General features: G+C 72.5%; 13 protein-coding genes and 1 pseudogene. 5 read left to right on the forward strand and 9 right to left on the reverse strand.

Annotated features, from left to right (window positions below; genetic code table 11):
- The 5 genes from IE249_RS37530 to IE249_RS16710 form a co-directional block, all read right to left on the reverse strand.
- The coding region (locus tag IE249_RS37530) for an ABC transporter transmembrane domain-containing protein (RefSeq protein ID WP_268249700.1) at positions 1-403 on the reverse strand (403 nt) is incomplete at its 3' end.
- Positions 404-520: 117 nt separating this feature from the next.
- Positions 521-1,441, reverse strand: a complete 921-nt coding sequence (locus IE249_RS16695; RefSeq protein WP_229858684.1) for a serine hydrolase — start codon at positions 1,439-1,441, stop codon at positions 521-523.
- Positions 1,442-1,503: 62 nt separating this feature from the next.
- The gene (locus IE249_RS16700) at positions 1,504-3,189 is read right to left on the reverse strand and encodes a thiamine pyrophosphate-binding protein (protein ID WP_189705613.1); all 1,686 of its coding nucleotides are present in this window, start codon (positions 3,187-3,189) and stop codon (positions 1,504-1,506) included.
- Between the two features lie 98 nt (positions 3,190-3,287).
- A complete protein-coding gene (gene speB / locus IE249_RS16705; RefSeq protein WP_189705614.1) occupies positions 3,288-4,256 on the reverse strand; it encodes an agmatinase in 969 nt (322 codons plus the stop codon).
- A 56-nt stretch (positions 4,257-4,312) separates the two neighbouring features.
- Complete coding sequence (locus tag IE249_RS16710) at positions 4,313-5,773, reverse strand: sodium:solute symporter family protein (RefSeq protein WP_189705615.1); 1,461 nt, start codon at positions 5,771-5,773, stop codon at positions 4,313-4,315.
- Between the two features lie 197 nt (positions 5,774-5,970).
- On the opposite strand from IE249_RS16710, the gene IE249_RS16715 reads away from it, so the two are divergent.
- Complete coding sequence (locus tag IE249_RS16715) at positions 5,971-7,554, forward strand: PucR family transcriptional regulator (protein WP_229858686.1); 1,584 nt, start codon at positions 5,971-5,973, stop codon at positions 7,552-7,554.
- Positions 7,555-7,737: 183 nt separating this feature from the next.
- Positions 7,738-8,526, forward strand: coding sequence for a phosphatase (locus IE249_RS16720; RefSeq protein ID WP_189705617.1), 789 nt, complete (start codon positions 7,738-7,740; stop codon positions 8,524-8,526).
- Here the strand turns inward: IE249_RS16720 and IE249_RS16725 are convergent.
- The 4 genes from IE249_RS16725 to IE249_RS16740 form a co-directional block, all read right to left on the reverse strand.
- Positions 8,465-9,481: a cation diffusion facilitator family transporter gene (locus IE249_RS16725; RefSeq protein ID WP_189705618.1), complete on the reverse strand. Its 1,017-nt coding sequence runs from the start codon at positions 9,479-9,481 to the stop codon at positions 8,465-8,467. The two genes, IE249_RS16720 and IE249_RS16725, sit on opposite strands and share 62 nt — an antisense overlap.
- A gap of 5 nt (positions 9,482-9,486) precedes the next feature.
- Positions 9,487-10,359: an acyl-CoA thioesterase II gene (gene tesB, locus IE249_RS16730; protein WP_189705619.1), complete on the reverse strand. Its 873-nt coding sequence runs from the start codon at positions 10,357-10,359 to the stop codon at positions 9,487-9,489.
- 46 nt (positions 10,360-10,405) lie between these two features.
- Positions 10,406-11,563 carry an acyl-CoA dehydrogenase family protein gene (locus IE249_RS16735; protein ID WP_189705620.1) on the reverse strand — a complete coding sequence of 386 codons (1,158 nt, stop codon included), beginning with the start codon at positions 11,561-11,563 and terminating at the stop codon, positions 10,406-10,408.
- Positions 11,564-11,794: 231 nt separating this feature from the next.
- On the reverse strand, positions 11,795-12,400 hold the full coding sequence (locus IE249_RS16740) for an SACE_7040 family transcriptional regulator (protein ID WP_189705621.1): 606 nt from the start codon (positions 12,398-12,400) through the stop codon (positions 11,795-11,797).
- Between the two features lie 106 nt (positions 12,401-12,506).
- Here IE249_RS16740 and IE249_RS16745 point away from each other — a divergent pair, with 106 nt between their 5' ends.
- The 3 genes and pseudogenes from IE249_RS16745 to IE249_RS37535 all read left to right on the forward strand — a co-directional run.
- Positions 12,507-14,123: a carboxyl transferase domain-containing protein gene (locus IE249_RS16745; protein WP_189705622.1), complete on the forward strand. Its 1,617-nt coding sequence runs from the start codon at positions 12,507-12,509 to the stop codon at positions 14,121-14,123.
- A gap of 19 nt (positions 14,124-14,142) precedes the next feature.
- A complete protein-coding gene (locus IE249_RS16750; RefSeq protein WP_189705623.1) occupies positions 14,143-16,095 on the forward strand; it encodes an acetyl/propionyl/methylcrotonyl-CoA carboxylase subunit alpha in 1,953 nt (650 codons plus the stop codon).
- Positions 16,092-16,375 (forward strand): annotated as a pseudogene (locus tag IE249_RS37535) (hydroxymethylglutaryl-CoA lyase); the annotation flags it as partial. The gene IE249_RS16750 and the pseudogene IE249_RS37535, both read left to right, overlap by 4 nt.

The raw sequence follows: 16,375 nt of genomic DNA on the forward strand, positions 1-16,375 counted from the left end.
TGAACAGCAGGCCCTGGATCAGCTGGAGGTCGCTGGTGGCGCGGCCGACGACCTGCCCGGTCGACAGCTCGTCCTGGCGGCGGCCGTCGAGGCGGGTGATCGTCCCGTACATCCCGGTACGCAGGTCGTGCTGGACGTCGAGGGCGAGGCGGCCGCCGTAGTAGCGGCGGACGTAGGCCGACGCGTAGACGAGCAGGGCGGCGCCGATCAGGGCGCCGGCCCAGGGGGCCATGGAGCGGGTGTGGGCGCCGATGACGTCGTCGATGATCACCTTGGTGATCAGCGGGACCACGGCCATCACGGCCATGCCGGCCAGGGAGGACCCGAGGGCCAGGACGACATCCTTCGGATAACGCCAGGCGTACCCGCCGAGCCGCCGTGCCCATCCCCGTTGCGCACCCACGCGGGAGCCGCCTTCCTTCAGCCGACCTGATCTTCCGGAAGGCGTCAACGCCGGCGGTTGCGGATTTCATCCCTCCGCAACAAGAGGCACCGCCGGGGGTGCCCCAGGGATGCTGGATCAGGTGCCCGGGGGGACCGCCACGAAGGACTCCCTGGGGGTCGTGGTCGGGGTGTAGCGGGCCGTGGTGGTCGGGACCAGGTCCTTGTGGATGGCCCTGGCTATGTTCTGGATGGTGGTGACGCCGTAGCTCATGGTGCTGTTGTCCTGGGTGAGCACCGTGATCATGTAGTCGTGGCCGGCGCCCTTGAAGGTGCCGACGCTGTGCACCCGCCAGCCGTGCGTGGCCCGCTGCAGCCAGCCGTTCTTGACGTGCACGGAGACGGAGGACGGCGCCCCGGCGGGCGTGCCCCAGCGCTGGGAGGAGACGACCTGGCCCATCAGCTTGAGGATGTAGGCGCGGGAGTTGTCGCTCAGCACGGAGTTCTTCGCGGTGATCAGCCCGAGCAGCCTCTGCTCGTCGCGCACGGTGATCTGGGTCAGGCCCCAGTAGCCGTTCGCGCCCGGCTTGGTCTGGGTCATGCCGGCCGCGGTGAGGAAGCCCTTGACCTTGGTGACCCCGAGCTGCTTCCACAGACTGCTGGTCGCGTTGTTGTCGGACTGGGTGATCATCGCCTTGGTGAGCGTGACCTCACGCGAGGTGAGGTACCGGTTGTGCTTCTTGGCGTCCCACAGCAGCGTGCCGAGCACGGTCACCTTGACCACGCTGGCGGAGTCGTAGGCGGTCGACTCCCGCAGCGTGCAGGTGGTGCCGGTGCCGCGGTCGCGCAGGCCGACGGCGATGGTGCCCTTGCGGCCGGCCATGGCCGCGGTGATGTCCTTCTGCAACTTGGCGGCCAGCCCGGCCTTGCCGGAGGTGCAGCTGACGGTGGGAGCGGCGGCCGCGGCGGGTGTCGCGGCCACCACGCACGGGACGAGCATCCCGGCCCCGAGACCGGCCGCCGCGAGCGCTCTGGCACGTCGGGATATCGAGTGAGTCATGCCCAGTTGACGCCTGGGCGGGCGAGGATGGTTGTACGGGCATCCTCAGGTTTGACGAGTCGTTACCCGAGGTGCGTCGGTGCGAACATGTGCAGTACGGCCGGGAGGACGACCACCGACGGGCCCGGGGCCGACAGGGCCTTCGCCAGGTCGGTCTCCAGGGTTTCCGGGGTCGTGCGGACGGCCGGGACGCCGAAGGACTCCGCCAGGGCCACGTAGTCGGGGCGGGTCAGTTCCGTCGCCGTGGCCTGGCCGAAGGCGTCGGTCATGTACTCGCGCAGGATGCCGTAGCCGCCGTCGTCGACGATCAGCCAGGTGACGTTCAGGTCGTACTGGCGTGCCGTGGCCAGCTCGGCGATCGAGTACAGGGCGCCGCCGTCGCCGGAGACGGCGAGGACGGGACGCGTGGGGTCCGCGGCCGCCGCGCCGAGGGCCGCCGGGAAGCCGTAGCCGAGGCCGCCGGCGCCCTGGGCCGAGTGCATGGTGTTGGGGCCCTGGGCGTCGAAGGCCGACCAGGCCCAGTAGGCGAGGATCGTCATGTCCCAGAAGGACGGGGAGTCGGCGGGCAGGGCGCGGCGGACGGCGGCCAGCACGTCCTGCTCCAGGGTGAGTTCCTGCGCGGCGATGCGCTCGCGGACCTTGCCCAGCACCTCGCGCACGCGGTCCGGCGCACCCGTGTCCGTCCGCTCCGCCACGGTCTCCAGCAGCGCCTGCAGCGCGAGTCGGGCGTCGGCGTGGATACCGAGGGCGGGGTGGTTGGACTCCAGTTTGCCGAGGTCGGCCTCGATCTGGATCACCCGGCCGCGCGGTTTGAACGTGTGGTAGTTGGAGGAGAGTTCGCCGAGCCCGGAGCCGACCACGAGGAGTACGTCGGCGTCCTCGAGGAAGTCGGTGGTGTGCCGGTCCTCCAGCCAGGACTGGAGGGAGAGCGGGTGTTCCCAGGGGAAGGCGCCCTTGCCGCCGAAGGTGGTGACCACGGGGGCGTTCAGCCTCTCGGCCAGCGCGAGCAGCTTCCCGGAGGCGTCCGCGCGGACCACTCCCCCGCCCGCGATGACCGCCGGGCGCTCCGCCCGGGACAGCGACTCGGCTGCCACGGCGGTGAGTTCGGGGCGCGGGGCCAGTTCGTCCGGGGTGGCGTCCATGGCCGTCACCACCGGCAGGGACGTCCCGGCGAGCAGCACGTCCTGCGGGATCTCCACCCACACCGGACCGTGCGGGGCGGTCAGCGCCGACTTCCAGGCCGCCGCGATCGCGGAGGGGATCTGGGACTGGGTGCGGACCGTGTGGACGGACTTCACCACGCCCCGGAACGAGGCCGCCTGGTCGGGCAGTTCGTGCAGATAGCCGTGGCGGCCGCCGCCGAGCCCGGCCGTGGGCACCTGGCTGCTGATCGCCAGGACGGGCGCGGAGGCGGCGGCGGCCTCCTGGAGCGCGGCCAGGGAGGTCAGGGCCCCCGGCCCGGTGGACAGCAGCAGCGGGGCCGCCTCGCCGGTGACCCTGCCGTACGCGTCCGCCGCGAAGCCCGCGTTGTTCTCCACCCGCAGGCCCACGTAGCGCAGGTCCGAGCGGCGCAGCGCGTCGAACATGCCGAGGGCGTGCTGGCCGGGCAGGCCGAAGACGGTGGTCGCGCCGAGCCCGGTGAGGGTCTCCACGACCAGGTCTCCGCCGTTGCGTCCCGGCGGGGGGTTCAGCGCCGCCTCGGTCTGGGCGGGCGTCGGGCGGAGTACCAGGTCGTGGTCGTGAGTCACTGGGGCTCGGTCTCCTAGGAGGCTTGCGGGCAACGGCGTTCGAGGCCGGGGCCTCTCGTTCGGATCATGCAGGGCTCGCCCGATCCGAACGAAAGACCCTACGCGTTGCGGGCCGCCGCGATCTGGCGGCTCATGATCGTGGTCAGTTCGTACGCGGTGTGGGAGGCGGCCACCGAGGTGATCTCGGCGTGGTCGTAGGCCGGGGCGACCTCGACGACGTCCGCCGACACCAGGTTGCAGGAGGCCAGTCCGCGCAGGATCTCCAGCAGTTCGCGGGAGGTCATGCCGCCGGCCTCGGGGGTGCCGGTGCCGGGCGCGTGGGCCGGGTCGAGGCAGTCGATGTCGATGGAGATGTACAGCGGGCGGTCCCCGATGCGCTGACGGAGCTGGTCGGCGACCTCGTCGGCGCCGCGGCGGTAGACGTCGGCGGAGGTGACGATGCCGAAGCCCATCTTCTCGTCGTCGGTGAGGTCCTGCTTGCCGTAGAGCGGGCCGCGGGTGCCGACGTGGGAGAGCGCCTCGGTGTCGAGGATGCCCTCCTCCACGGCCCGGCGGAACGGGGTGCCGTGGGTGTACTCGGCGCCGAAGTAGGTGTCCCAGGTGTCGAGGTGGGCGTCGAAGTGGAGCAGGGCCACCGGGCCGTGCTTCTTGGCGACGGACCTGAGCAGCGGCAGCGCGATGGTGTGGTCGCCGCCGAGCGTCATCAGGCGGGCGCCGGTGCCGAGCAGGTCGTCGGCGGCGGCCTCGATGGTCTCCACGGCCTCGTTGATGTTGAACGGGTTGACGGCGATGTCGCCGCCGTCCGCCACCTGGGCGAGGGCGAAGGGGGACGCGTCCTGCGCGGGGTTGTAGGGGCGCAGCAGCCGGGACGCCTCGCGGATGGCGTTGCCGCCGAAGCGGGCGCCCGGCCGGTACGAGACGCCGGAGTCGAACGGCACGCCCACGACGGCGACGTCGGCGCGGCCGACCTCGTCGAGGCGGGGCAGCCGGGCGAAGGTCGCGGGGCCGGCGTACCGCGGGACGCGGGAGGAGTCGACGGGGCCGCGGGGCGTCTCGTTGCTGCTCATGGTGAAATGCCTTCTTTCTTGCGCTTCGTCGCGCATGTACTGCTTTCCATACGACTCTACTGGTGAGCCGGGACCGGTTCGGGGGCGAGTTCGGGGGTGCGTCCGGCGAGGCGTTCGCGCCAGGCGGCGAGGACGGCCTCGTCGGTCGGGCGGGTGGCGAGCGAGACGGCGACGTAGGCGACCAGGGAGGACAGCAGGCCGTAGTAGACGGGCTCGTTGGCGAGGATGCCGAAGGCCGCCATCAGGCCGACGACCGCGAGACCGCCGACGATCACGGAGGCCAGCGCGCCCTGCACGGTGCCGCGCCTCCACAGCAGGCCACCGAGGATCGGCACGAGCAGTCCGCCGACGAGGAGGTTGTAGGCGACGGTCAGCGCCTCGACCACGTTGTTCAGCGCGATGGCGGTGCCGATGACGCCCACGCCCATGATCAGGATGAACAGGCGGTTGCCCCTGACCTCGTCGTGCTGCTCGCCGGAGGGGCGGACGATGCCGCGCAGCCGGGACCAGATGTCGTTGTTGGCGACGGTCGCGCAGGCGATCAGGGCGCCCGAGGAGGTGGACATCACGGCGGCCAGGGCGGCGGCCAGCACCAGTCCGCGCACACCGACGGGCAGATCGTCCTTGACGATGGTGGCGAAGGCGTCGTCGGCGCTGCCCAGGTCGGGGTAGAGGACCTTGGCGGCGGTGCCGATGACGGCGCCGGCGAGCGCGTAGAACAGGCAGTAGGTTCCGGCCACCGTGCCGCCCCACCTGGCGGTGGTGTCGCTGCGGGCGGTGAACACACGCTGCCAGATGTCCTGGCCGATGAGCATGCCGAAGGTGTAGATCAGGACGTAGGTGAAGATCGTCTCGCCGCCGATGCCCAGCGGGTCGAAGTAGGAGGTCGGCAGCTTGGCCTTCATCTCGCTGAAGCCGCCGGCCTTGACGACCGCGATGGGCAGCAGCAGGAGCAGCACGCCGATCGTCTTGACCACGAACTGCACCATGTCGGTCAGCGTGATCGACCACATGCCGCCGAGCGTGGAGTACGCCACGACGATCGAGCCGCCGAGGATGATCGCGACGGTGCGGTTCATGTCGAACAGGACGTCGAAGATCGTGGCGTAGGCGATGGTCGAGGTGACGGCCAGCATCAGGGTGTAGGCCCACATGACCACGCCCGAGATGACGCCCGCCCGGCCGCCGTAGCGCAGATCGAGCATCTCGGAGACGGTGTAGACCTTCAGGCGGGCGATGCGGGCGGAGAAGAACACCGACAGGGCGAGCAGGCCGAGGCCGATGGTGAAGACCATCCAGGCGCCGGACAGGCCGTACTTGTAGCCGAGGCCGACGCCGCCGATGGTGGACGCGCCGCCGAGGACGATCGCCGCCATGGTGCCGGAGTACATCGCGGGCCCGAGGCGGCGGCCCGCCACCAGGAACTCGCTCTTGGACCTGGCGCGGCGCATGCCCCACCAGCCCATGGCCAGCATGCCGGCCAAATAGACGACGATCACTGTGTAGTCGACGGCCATGTGGGGCCCTCCTTCGCGCACATCCCGGTGGCGTGTCGTGCAGATACGTGGGGGTGGGGACGTCGGCAGCGGCTCGCGGGGACATCCGCCCGTACCCGCGGCTGCCGGTCTGGAATTGACAGTAGGTGGCCGGAAAGCGACTGCGAAGTGTACGTTTCATCCATTCGATCGGGCGCTCGATGGAGGAAACGCACACCATGCCCGAGGCACAGCTCCCCCCGCCCGAGGAACCGCAGCGCCCAGCTGTCCCAGCTGTCCCAGCTGTCCCATCGGCACCCTCGGCGGCCCCACCGGCCCCACCGGCCCCTTCGGTCCCGCCGACCCCGCCGGTCCCGCTCACCGCCCTGCTGGCGCGCGAGGACCTCGCCCTGCGCCGGATCGCGGGCCCGGCGGCCGAGGACACCGTGATCCGCTGGGCGCACACCTCGGAGATGGCCGACCCCTACCCCTATCTGCTGGGCGGCGAGCTGCTGCTCACGGCCGGGGTGCACGTGCCGGCGACGGCGGTCACGGACCCGGCGGGCACGTACTTCGACGGTTACGTCTCGCGGATCGTCGCGGCGGGCGGCGCGGCGCTCGGCTTCGGACTCGCCCCGGTGCACGACACGGTCCCGCCCGCCCTGGTCGCGGCCTGCGACACGCACGGCCTGCCGCTCCTGGAGGTCCCGCCGCAGACCACCTTCTCCGGGGTGGCCCGCGCTGTCTGGCAGCTGATGGCACAGGCCAGGCTGGCCGAGCTGCGCCGCGTCACCGAGGCCCAGCAGAGCCTGGCCGCCGCCGCGTCCCGCCCCGACCCGGTGCCCTCGGTGCTGCGCCGGCTGGCCCAGCGGGTGGACGGGCGCGCGGTGCTGCACGGGCCCGACGGCACGGAGATCGCCGCGGCCGGGCGCGAGCCCGCCGAGCAGGTGCGCGCGGCCCTCGCCGAACTGGCCGCGGTGGTGCGCCCCGCCCGCTCCGGCACCGCCCGCCCCGCACCCGCCTCCGCCACCGACACCGCAGGCGGCAGTCACCTCGCCGCCTACGCCCTCGGCACCGGCCAGGGCTTCGTGCTCGCCGTGGCCTCCCCGCACCGCGACCCCGGCGACCACACCATCGCCTCCGTCGCCGCCGTACTGCTCTCCCTGCTCACCGGCGAGCACCAGAGCGGCACGGGCGCGGCCCGCTCCTCGGCGCTGGTACGGCTGCTGCTGGGCGCCGCGCCCGAGGAGGTGGCGCCGCTGCTCGGGCCGGGCCGGTGGGTCGTGGTGCACGCGCGGCCGCAGGCGCAGGCCCCGGACGCGATGGCCGCCTCCGCGCTCGGCGCGGCCCTCGGCTCACCGCTGGTGGACCTCGCGGACGGGGTCGTACGGGTCCTCGTCCCGGCCGGGCGGGAACCGGCCGCGCAGCCCGGCTGGACCCTCGGCGTCAGCGCCCCCGCCGCGCCCGGCGACTGGCCGGCCGCCGACACCCAGGCCGCCCGCGCCCTGGCCCGGGCCCGCGCCACCCGCACCGCCCTGGTCCGGCACGGCTCCCGCCCCGGCCTCGCCGGACTGGTCCCGCCCGGCGAGGCCGAGGCGCACGCCCGCGCGCTCCTCGCCCCGATCGACGCGGTGCCGGCGCTCACCGAGACCCTGCGCACCTGGCTCTCCCTGCACGGCAGTTGGGACCGCACGGCCGTCGCCCTCGCGGTGCACCGCAACACCGTCCGGCAGCGCATCGCCCGCTGCGCGGCCCTGCTGGAGGCCGACCTGGACGACCCCGACGTACGGATGGAGCTGTGGTTCGCGCTGCGCCACGCCTGACCGGGGCGCACGGGCCCGCCGTCCGGCCCCGGGCACGCGGGCGCGGGGGTACGGGGGTACGGGGGTACGGGGGTACGGGGGTACGGGGGTACGGGGGTACGGGGAAGATCGATCCGAGTGACCCGCGTCCCAGCGGCCCGGACGCCGGGGACGGACACGGGCCGCTGCCCCACAATGGGAGCCATGCCGATATCCGGGACTCCCAGCCGCGCCGAGCTCGTCGACCACCTCGTCAGGACCCGTATCGCCGGGGACGTCGCCACCCCGCGCGAGAACAACCTCTCCCACTACCGCAAGCTCGCCAACGGCGACCGCAACTTCTGGCTCGGACTGGAACTCGGCGACCGCTGGAGCGACGAGCAGGACGTGCTCGCGGTGATGGCGGAGCGCGTGGGCGTCAGCGACGACCCGCAGCAGCGCCACGGCCAGGACACCATCGACCCCGAGCTGACCGTGGCCGCCCTGGACCGGCTGGCGGGCCGGCTGCGCAAGGCGGCCGACGGGCAGCAGCGGGTGCTGTTCGCCACCGGCCACCCCGGCGGCCTGCTGGACGTGCACCGGGCCACGGCCGCCGCGCTGCGCGGCGCCGGCTGCGAGATCGTCGTCATCCCGGACGGGCTGCAGACGGACGAGGGTTACGTCATGCAGTTCGCGGACGTGGCCGTCCTGGAGCACGGGGCCACCCTGTGGCACACCCACTCCGGCGAGCCGATGCGGGCCGTGCTCACCGGCCTGGAGCGCGAGGGCCGCCCACTGCCCGACCTGGTCGTCGCCGACCACGGCTGGGCCGGGTACGCGGGGCAGCACGGCGTGGACTCCGTCGGCTACGCCGACTGCAACGACCCCGCCCTCTTCCTCGCCGAGTCCGAGGGCACCCTCCAGGTGACCGTCCCCCTCGACGACCACGTGATCAGCCCTCGCTACTACGACCCGATGACGGCCTATCTCCTGAACCAGGCGGGACTGGCGTAGCGGCCGCCGAACGCGGTGTCGGGTCGAGGTAGACGCGGCTGACCGAGGGGAACGCCTCGCGCAGCCGCTGTTCGGCGCGTTCGCAGGCCCACTCGATCTGGGCCGCGCTCGACACGTCGCGGAAGTCGACCTTGGCCGCGACCAGCGCCTCCCGCGGGCCCTGCACCAGCGTGGTCAGCTCCAGTACGGCCTCGATGTGCTCCACGGCCAGCAACTCCTCCCGGATGCGCTCGCGGGTGGCGCGGGGCAGCGGGCGGCCGACGAGCAGTTCGACGTTGGACCGGCCCAGCACCCAGGCGACGTACAGCAGGAGCACGCCGATGCACAGGGAGGCGATGCCGTCCCAGACGCCGGAGCCGGTGAGCTGCCCGCCGAGCAGTCCGCCGGCCGCGAGGAGCAGGCCGACGAGCGCGGCGGAGTCCTCCATGACCACCGCCTTGACCGCGGTGTCCGCGGTGCGGCGCAGATAGCGGCGGAAGGGCAGGCGAAGGCGCGAGGCCTCGCCGCGCGCCTGGCGCACCCCCGTGCGCAGCGAGAAGCCCTCCAGCAGGAAGGCCACGCCGAGGACGATGTAGGAGGCGAGCGGGTCGCCGAGCTCCTCTCCCTGGAGGAGGGCGTGGACGCCGTCGTACAGGGAGAAGACCGCGCCGCCGACGAAGGTGGCGACGGCGGCCAGCAGCGCCCAGACGTAGCGTTCGGGTCCGTAGCCGAGCGGGTGGTCCTCGTCGGCGGGTTTACCGCTGCGCTTGAGCGCGGTGAGCAGCAGCACCTCGGTGACGGTGTCGGCGACGGAGTGCGCGGCCTCCGACAGCATCGCGCTGGAGCCGCTGATCACGCCCGCGACCGCCTTGGCCAGCGCGACTCCCAGATTGGCGAGGGCGGCGACGATCACCGTGAAGGTGCTCTCGCCGCCGCCGCTGTGGTCCTGGGCCGAGTGCCGCGCCGTTTCCGCCATGCTCCTCAGTGTTCCCGGGGAACGCGGACCACGCCCTCCTGTATCACCGAGATGGCCAGCCGGCCGTCCTGCGTGTAGATGCGGGCCTGGCCGAGCCCCCGGCCGCCGTGCGCGGAGGGCGACTCCTGGTCGTACAGCAGCCACTCGTCGGCGCGGAAGGGCCGGTGGAACCACATGGCGTGGTCCAGCGAGGCCCCGACCACGTCGCCGACTGCCCAGCCGCCCCGGCCGTGCGCGAGCAGCACCGAGTCCAGCAGCGTCATGTCGGAGACGTAGGTGGCGAGGACGACGTGGAGCAGCGGGTCGTCGTCGAGCTTGCCGTTGGTGCGGAACCACACCTGCGAGTGCGGCTCGCGCGGCTCGCCGAAGCTGCCGAACGGCGGCTCGTCGACGTAGCGCAGGTCGACGGCCTCGCGCGCCTCGATGAACCGCTCCACCACCTCGGCCGGCAGGTGGTCGTAGCCGCGCATCCGCTCGGCGGAGGTCGGCAGCGTCTCGGGCTCCGGGGCCGGCGGCATCGGCGCCTGGTGGTCCAGGCCCTCCTCGTACGTCTGGAAGGACGCCGAGAGGTGGAAGATGGGCTGCCCGTGCTGGACCGCGACCACCCGGCGGGTGGTGAAGGAGCGGCCGTCGCGGATGCGGTCCACCGTGTAGACGATGGGGGCGCCCGGGTCGCCGGGGCGGAGGAAGTAGGCGTGCAGCGAGTGCGCGAGCCGGTCCCCGGGGACCGTGCGCCCGGCGGCGACCAGCGCCTGCGCCGCGACCTGCCCGCCGAACACGCGCGGGACGACCGCGGAGCGCGAGCGGCCGCGGAAGATGTCCTGCTCGATCCGCTCGAGGTCGAGCAGATCGAGCAGGGACTGGAGTGCCTGACTCATATGTCAGTTGTATCGTGCACGGTTTTCCTGGAGGTTTCCGGGGACCCTACAGGCCCATGTCCTTGGCGATGATCGTCTTCATGATCTCGCTGGTGCCGCCGTAGATGCGGTTCACGCGGTTGTCCGCGTACAGACGGGCGATCGGGTACTCGTTCATGTAGCCGTAGCCGCCGTGCAGCTGGAGGCAGCGGTCGATGACCCGGTGCGCGACCTCGGTGCAGAACAGCTTGGCGGAGGCGGCCTCGGCCGGGGTCAGCTCGCCGGCGTCCAGGGCCTCCGTCGCGCGGTCGGCGACGGCCTCGGCCGCGTCCACCTCGGCCTGGCAGGCGGCCAGCTCGAACTTGGTGTTCTGGAAGTGGGCGACCGGCTTGCCGAAGACCGTACGGTCCTGGACGTACTGCTTGGCGAACCGGACGGCGGCCTTGGCCTGCGCGTAGGCGCCGAAGGCGATGCCCCAGCGCTCGGAGGCCAGGTTGTGGCCGAGGTAGTAGAAGCCCTTGTTCTCCTCCCCCAGCAGGTCCTCGACCGGCACCTTGACGTCGACGAAGGCCAGCTCGGCCGTGTCGGAGGTGCGCAGGCCCAGCTTGTCCAGCTTGCGGCCGACGGAGTAGCCCTCGGACTTGGTGTCCACGGCGAACAGGGAGATGCCGAAGCGGCGGTCCTCGGCGGTCGGGGCGGAGGTCCGGGCGCAGACGATGACCTTGTCGGCGTGGACGCCGCCGGTGATGAAGGTCTTGGCGCCGTTGAGGACGTAGTGCGTGCCGTCCTCGGAGAGCTTGGCGGTGGTCTTCATGCCCGCGAGGTCGGAGCCGGTGCCCGGCTCGGTCATCGCGATGGCCCACATCTCCTCGGCGGAGACGAACTTGGGCAGGTAGCGCTTCTTCTGCTCGTCGGTGGCGAGCATCTTGATGTAGGGCAGCGCGAGCAGGACGTGCACGCCGGAGCCGCCGAAGGTCACGCCCGCGCGGGCGGTCTCCTCGTACTGGATGGCCTCGAACTTGTGCGACTCGATGCCGGCGCCGCCGAACTCCTCGGGCACGTTGATGCCAAAGAGGCCCAGCTCGGCGAGCTTGTAGTAGAACTCGCGGGGCACGATGCCCTGCGTGAACCACTCGTCGTAGACGGGCACGACCTCGGCCTCGATGAAGGCGCGGAGGGTCTCCCGGAACGCCTCGTGATCCTCGTTGAACACCGTACGGCGCACGCCGCCACCTCCACGCACATCGACCTGTCTAAGCGCTTGCTCACACAACCGTACCGGCGAGTAGATGAACCCGTAAAGAACAGCCCGTCGTAACGCTCGTCACGCACAAGGAGGGGCAGGGGGCAGGGCGAAGCCCGCCCCTGCCCAGGGGGGCGGGGAACTGCGCGCCCAGCCGAATCACACCCGCACCCGCAAAACGACAAAGCGCCCCACCCCGATAGGCGCCGTCGCTCAGCCAGCCGCAGGCGACGCCGCGGCGAAGGCCCCCCGGGCCATCCGATGCAACAACGCCGCCGTAGCGGCCCGCCCGGGCAGCGACCCCGGCCGCCCCAGGTGGGGCGTCGAGTTCAGCAGCCCGAACACCGAGTGCACGGCCGACCGGGCCGCGGGCTCGGCGAGGCCGGGATGGACCTCGCGCACGACCTCCACCCACAGCTCGACGTACTGCCGCTGCAGCTGCCGCACGAGCTTGCGGTCGCTGTCCCGCAGGCGGTCCAGCTCACGGTCGTGCAAGGTGATGAGGGGACGGTCGTCGAGGGCGAAGTCGATGTGGCCCTCGATGAGGGAGTCGAGCACCGCCTCGGGGCGGGCCGCGCCGTCGGCCTCCGCCAGGCGCCGCTTGGCTCCCGTCAGCAGCTGACCGCTGATGCCGACCAGCAGCTCCGCGAGCATCGCGTCCTTGCCCGCGAAGTGCCGGTACAGACCCGGTCCGCTGATGCCCACCGCGGCGCCTATCTCGTCGACCCCGACGCCGTGGAAGCCGCGTTCGGCGAAGAGCCGGGCGGCCTCCTTGAGGATCTGCTCGCGGCGGGTGGGGGCGTCGGTTCGCGTGGCCATGCGAACAATTCTAGACAGGGACGTTAGCGCTCGTTAACCTGATGGAAATGGGTTAACGCTCATTAACAGTGGACCACGTCGACCACAGGGTGAGGGGACCACAGGGATGCACGAGGCACCGGAGCTGACGAGCGCGGCCGATCCCGCGTCGGAGGCCTGGCGAGCCAACGAACAGGCACACCGCGCGCTCGTCGAGGAGCTGCGCGGAAAGCTCGCCGCCGCACGGCTCGGCGGCGGCGAGCGGGCGCGCGCCCGGCACACCGCGCGGGGCAAGCTGCTGCCCCGCGACCGCGTGGACACGCTGCTCGACGCCGGCTCGCCGTTCCTGGAGCTGGCGCCGCTGGCCGCCGACGGGATGTACGAGGGACAGGCCCCGGCCGCCGGTGTCATCGCCGGCATCGGCCGGGTGAGCGGCCGCGAGTGCGTGATCGTCGCCAACGACGCCACCGTCAAGGGCGGGACGTACTACCCGATGACGGTGAAGAAGCACCTGCGCGCCCAGGAGGTGGCCCTGGAGAACCGGCTGCCGTGCCTGTACCTGGTGGACTCCGGGGGCGCGTTCCTGCCCATGCAGGACGAGGTCTTCCCCGACCGGGAGCACTTCGGGCGGATCTTCTACAACCAGGCGCGGATGTCGGGGGCCGGCATCCCGCAGATCGCCGCCGTCCTCGGCTCGTGCACCGCCGGCGGGGCCTACGTCCCGGCGATGAGCGACGAGGCGGTGATCGTGCGCGGCCAGGGCACGATCTTCCTGGGCGGCCCTCCGCTGGTGAAGGCCGCCACCGGCGAGGTCGTCACCGCCGAGGAGCTCGGCGGCGGCGAGGTGCACTCCCGCGTCTCGGGCGTCACCGACCACCTCGCCGAGGACGACGCCCACGCCCTGCGCATCGTGCGGAACATCGTGGCCACCCTCCCCGCGCGCGGGTCGCTGCCCTGGGAGGTCACCGAGGCCGTCGAGCCGAAGGTGGACCCCTTCGGGCTGTACGGCGCGGTGCCGGTGGACTCCCGCACGCCCTACGACGTACGCGAGATCATCGCGCGCCTGGTGGACGGCTCCCGCTTCGCCGAGTTCAAGGCCGAGTTCGGGCAGACCCTTGTCACCGGCTTCGCCCGGATCCACGGCCACCCGGTGGGCATCGTCGGCAACAACGGCATCCTCTTCTCCGAGTCCGCCCAGAAGGGCGCCCACTTCATCGAGCTGTGCGACCAGCGCGGCATCCCGCTGCTGTTCCTGCAGAACATCTCCGGCTTCATGGTCGGCAGGGACTACGAGGCGGGCGGCATCGCCAAGCACGGCGCCAAGATGGTCACGGCCGTGGCCTGCACCCGGGTCCCCAAGCTGACCGTCGTCGTCGGCGGTTCCTACGGCGCGGGCAACTACTCGATGTGCGGCCGGGCCTACTCCCCCCGCTTCCTGTGGATGTGGCCCAACGCCAAGATCTCGGTGATGGGCGGCGAGCAGGCCGCCTCCGTGCTCGCCACCGTCAAGCGGGACCAGCTGGAAGCCCGCGGCGAGGAGTGGGCCGCCGAGGACGAGGAGGCCTTCAAGGCCCCGGTCCGCGCCCAGTACGAGCACCAGGGCAACGCCTACTACGCCACCGCCCGCCTGTGGGACGACGGCGTGATCGACCCGCTGGAGACCCGCCAGGTGGTCGGCCTCGCCCTGACCGCGTGCGCCAACGCCCCGCTGGGTGACCCCCAGTTCGGCGTCTTCCGGATGTGAGGGGGAGGACTCAGTGACCATGTTCGACACAGTTCTGGTGGCCAACCGCGGCGAGATCGCCGTCCGTGTCATCCGCACGCTGCGCGCCCTCGGGGTGCGCTCGGTGGCCGTGTTCTCCGACGCCGACGCCGACGCCCGGCACGTGCGGGAGGCGGACACGGCGGTGCGGATCGGTCCGGCGCCCGCGGCCGAGAGCTATCTGTCCGTCGAGCGGCTGCTCGAGGCCGCCGCCCGCACCGGCGCGCAGGCCGTCCACCCCGGATACGGCTTCCTCGCGGAGAACGCCGGCTTCGCGCGGGCCTGCGAGGCTGCCGGGCTGGTCTTCATCGGCCCGCCCGCGGACGCGATCTCCCTCATGGGCGACAAGATCCGCGCCAAGGAGACGGTCCGGGCGGCCGGGGTTCCGGTCGTGCCCGGCTCCAGCGGCTCCGGGCTCAGCGACGGCCAACTCGCCGACGCGGCCCGCGAGATCGGCATGCCGGTGCTGCTCAAGCCCTCCGCGGGCGGTGGCGGCAAGGGCATGCGGCTGGTGCGCGAGGAGGACCGGCTCGCCGAGGAGATCGCGGCCGCCCGCCGCGAGGCGCGCGCCTCCTTCGGCGACGACACCCTCCTCGTCGAGCGCTGGGTGGACACCCCCCGGCACATCGAGATCCAGGTCCTGGCCGACGGCCATGGCAACGTGATCCACCTGGGCGAGCGCGAGTGCTCCCTGCAGCGCCGCCACCAGAAGATCATCGAGGAGGCGCCCAGCGTGCTCCTCGACGAGGAGACCCGGGCCGCGATGGGCGAGGCGGCGGTCCAGGCGGCCCGCTCCTGCGGCTACCGGGGCGCGGGCACGGTGGAGTTCATCGTCCCCGGCGGCGACCCGTCGTCGTACTACTTCATGGAGATGAACACCCGCCTCCAGGTGGAGCACCCGGTCACCGAGCTGGTCACGGGCCTGGACCTGGTGGAGTGGCAGCTGCGGGTGGCGGCGGGCGAGCCCCTGCCGTACGGCCAGAAGGACATCGAGCTGACCGGGCACGCCGTCGAGGCCCGGCTGTGCGCCGAGGACCCCGCGCGCGGGTTCCTGCCCTCGGGCGGCACCGTGCTCAGGCTGCGCGAGCCGCAGGGCGACGGCGTGCGCACCGACTCCGGGCTCAGCGAGGGCACCGAGGTCGGCAGCCTGTACGACCCGATGCTGTCCAAGGTGATCGCCTACGGCCCCGACCGCGCCACCGCGCTGCGCAAACTGCGCGCCGCGCTCGCCGCGACGGTCACCCTCGGCGTGCAGACCAACGCCGCCTTCCTGCGCCGGCTGCTGGCCCACCCGGACGTGGTGGCCGGTGAGCTGGACACCGGTCTGGTGGAGCGGGTGGTCGACGAACTGGTCTCCACCGACGTGCCGGAGGAGGTCTACGAGGCCGCCGCGGCCGTCCGCCTGGAGGGCCTGCGGCCCGCGGGCGGGGGCTGGACGGACCCGTTCTCCGTGCCGAGCGGCTGGCGGCTGGGCGGGCAGCCGAAGCCGGTCGCCTTCCACCTGCGGGTGGGCGACCCGGTGGAGTACGTCCCGCGCGGCGCCCACACCGTCACCGACGACACGGTGAGCGTCACTCTCGACGGCGTCCGCCACACCTTCCACCGCGCCGCGGACTGGCTCGGCCGCGACGGCGAGGCCTGGCACGTGCGCGACCACGACCCGGTGGCCGCCTCGCTCTCCCGTGCCGCCCACGCGGGCGCCGACTCGCTCACCGCGCCCATGCCCGGCACGGTCACGGTGGTCAAGGTCGCCGTCGGCGACGAGGTGGCCGCGGGCCAGAGCCTGCTGGTGGTGGAGGCGATGAAGATGGAGCACGTCATCTCCGCCCCGCACGCCGGCACGGTCACCGAGCTGGACGTCGCCCCGGGCACCACGGTCGCCATGGACCAGGTCCTCGCGGTGATCGCCCCGCACGAGGAGCAGACGACGGAGGAAAAGGAGGTGACGGCATGAGCACCCACGGCCCTGTGGGCCTGCCGATGGTCGTCCCCGCCCCGGGCCTGCCCGAGCGGGTCAGGATCCACGAGGTCGGCCCGCGCGACGGCCTGCAGAACGAGTCGGCGACCGTGCCCACCGAGGTCAAGGCGGAGTTCATCCACCGCCTCGCCGACGCGGGTCTGACCACCGTCGAGGCGACCAGCTTCGTCCACCCCAAGTGGGTGCCCCAACTGGCCGACGCCGAGGAGCTGTTCCCGCGTGTGCGGGACCTCGCGGGCGTGCGCCTGCCGGTCCT

The sequence above is a fragment of the Streptomyces anandii JCM 4720 genome, assembly GCF_014650655.1.
In the GTDB taxonomy this organism is placed as follows: Bacteria; Actinomycetota; Actinomycetes; order Streptomycetales; family Streptomycetaceae; genus Streptomyces; species Streptomyces anandii.

What these genes read in the sequence shown, in the direction of transcription:
- IE249_RS16695 (WP_229858684.1), bottom strand. Translation starts at nt 1,441, where the DNA reads ATGACTCACTCGATATCCCGACGTGCCAGAGCGCTCGCGGCGGCCGGT.
- speB (WP_189705614.1), bottom strand. Translation starts at nt 4,256, where the DNA reads ATGAGCAGCAACGAGACGCCCCGCGGCCCCGTCGACTCCTCCCGCGTC.
- IE249_RS16710 (WP_189705615.1), bottom strand. Translation starts at nt 5,773, where the DNA reads ATGGCCGTCGACTACACAGTGATCGTCGTCTATTTGGCCGGCATGCTG.
- IE249_RS16715 (WP_229858686.1), top strand. Translation starts at nt 5,971, where the DNA reads ATGCCCGAGGCACAGCTCCCCCCGCCCGAGGAACCGCAGCGCCCAGCT.
- IE249_RS16720 (WP_189705617.1), top strand. Translation starts at nt 7,738, where the DNA reads ATGCCGATATCCGGGACTCCCAGCCGCGCCGAGCTCGTCGACCACCTC.
- IE249_RS16725 (WP_189705618.1), bottom strand. Translation starts at nt 9,481, where the DNA reads ATGGCGGAAACGGCGCGGCACTCGGCCCAGGACCACAGCGGCGGCGGC.
- tesB (WP_189705619.1), bottom strand. Translation starts at nt 10,359, where the DNA reads ATGAGTCAGGCACTCCAGTCCCTGCTCGATCTGCTCGACCTCGAGCGG.
- IE249_RS16740 (WP_189705621.1), bottom strand. Translation starts at nt 12,400, where the DNA reads ATGGCCACGCGAACCGACGCCCCCACCCGCCGCGAGCAGATCCTCAAG.
- IE249_RS16745 (WP_189705622.1), top strand. Translation starts at nt 12,507, where the DNA reads ATGCACGAGGCACCGGAGCTGACGAGCGCGGCCGATCCCGCGTCGGAG.
- IE249_RS16750 (WP_189705623.1), top strand. Translation starts at nt 14,143, where the DNA reads ATGTTCGACACAGTTCTGGTGGCCAACCGCGGCGAGATCGCCGTCCGT.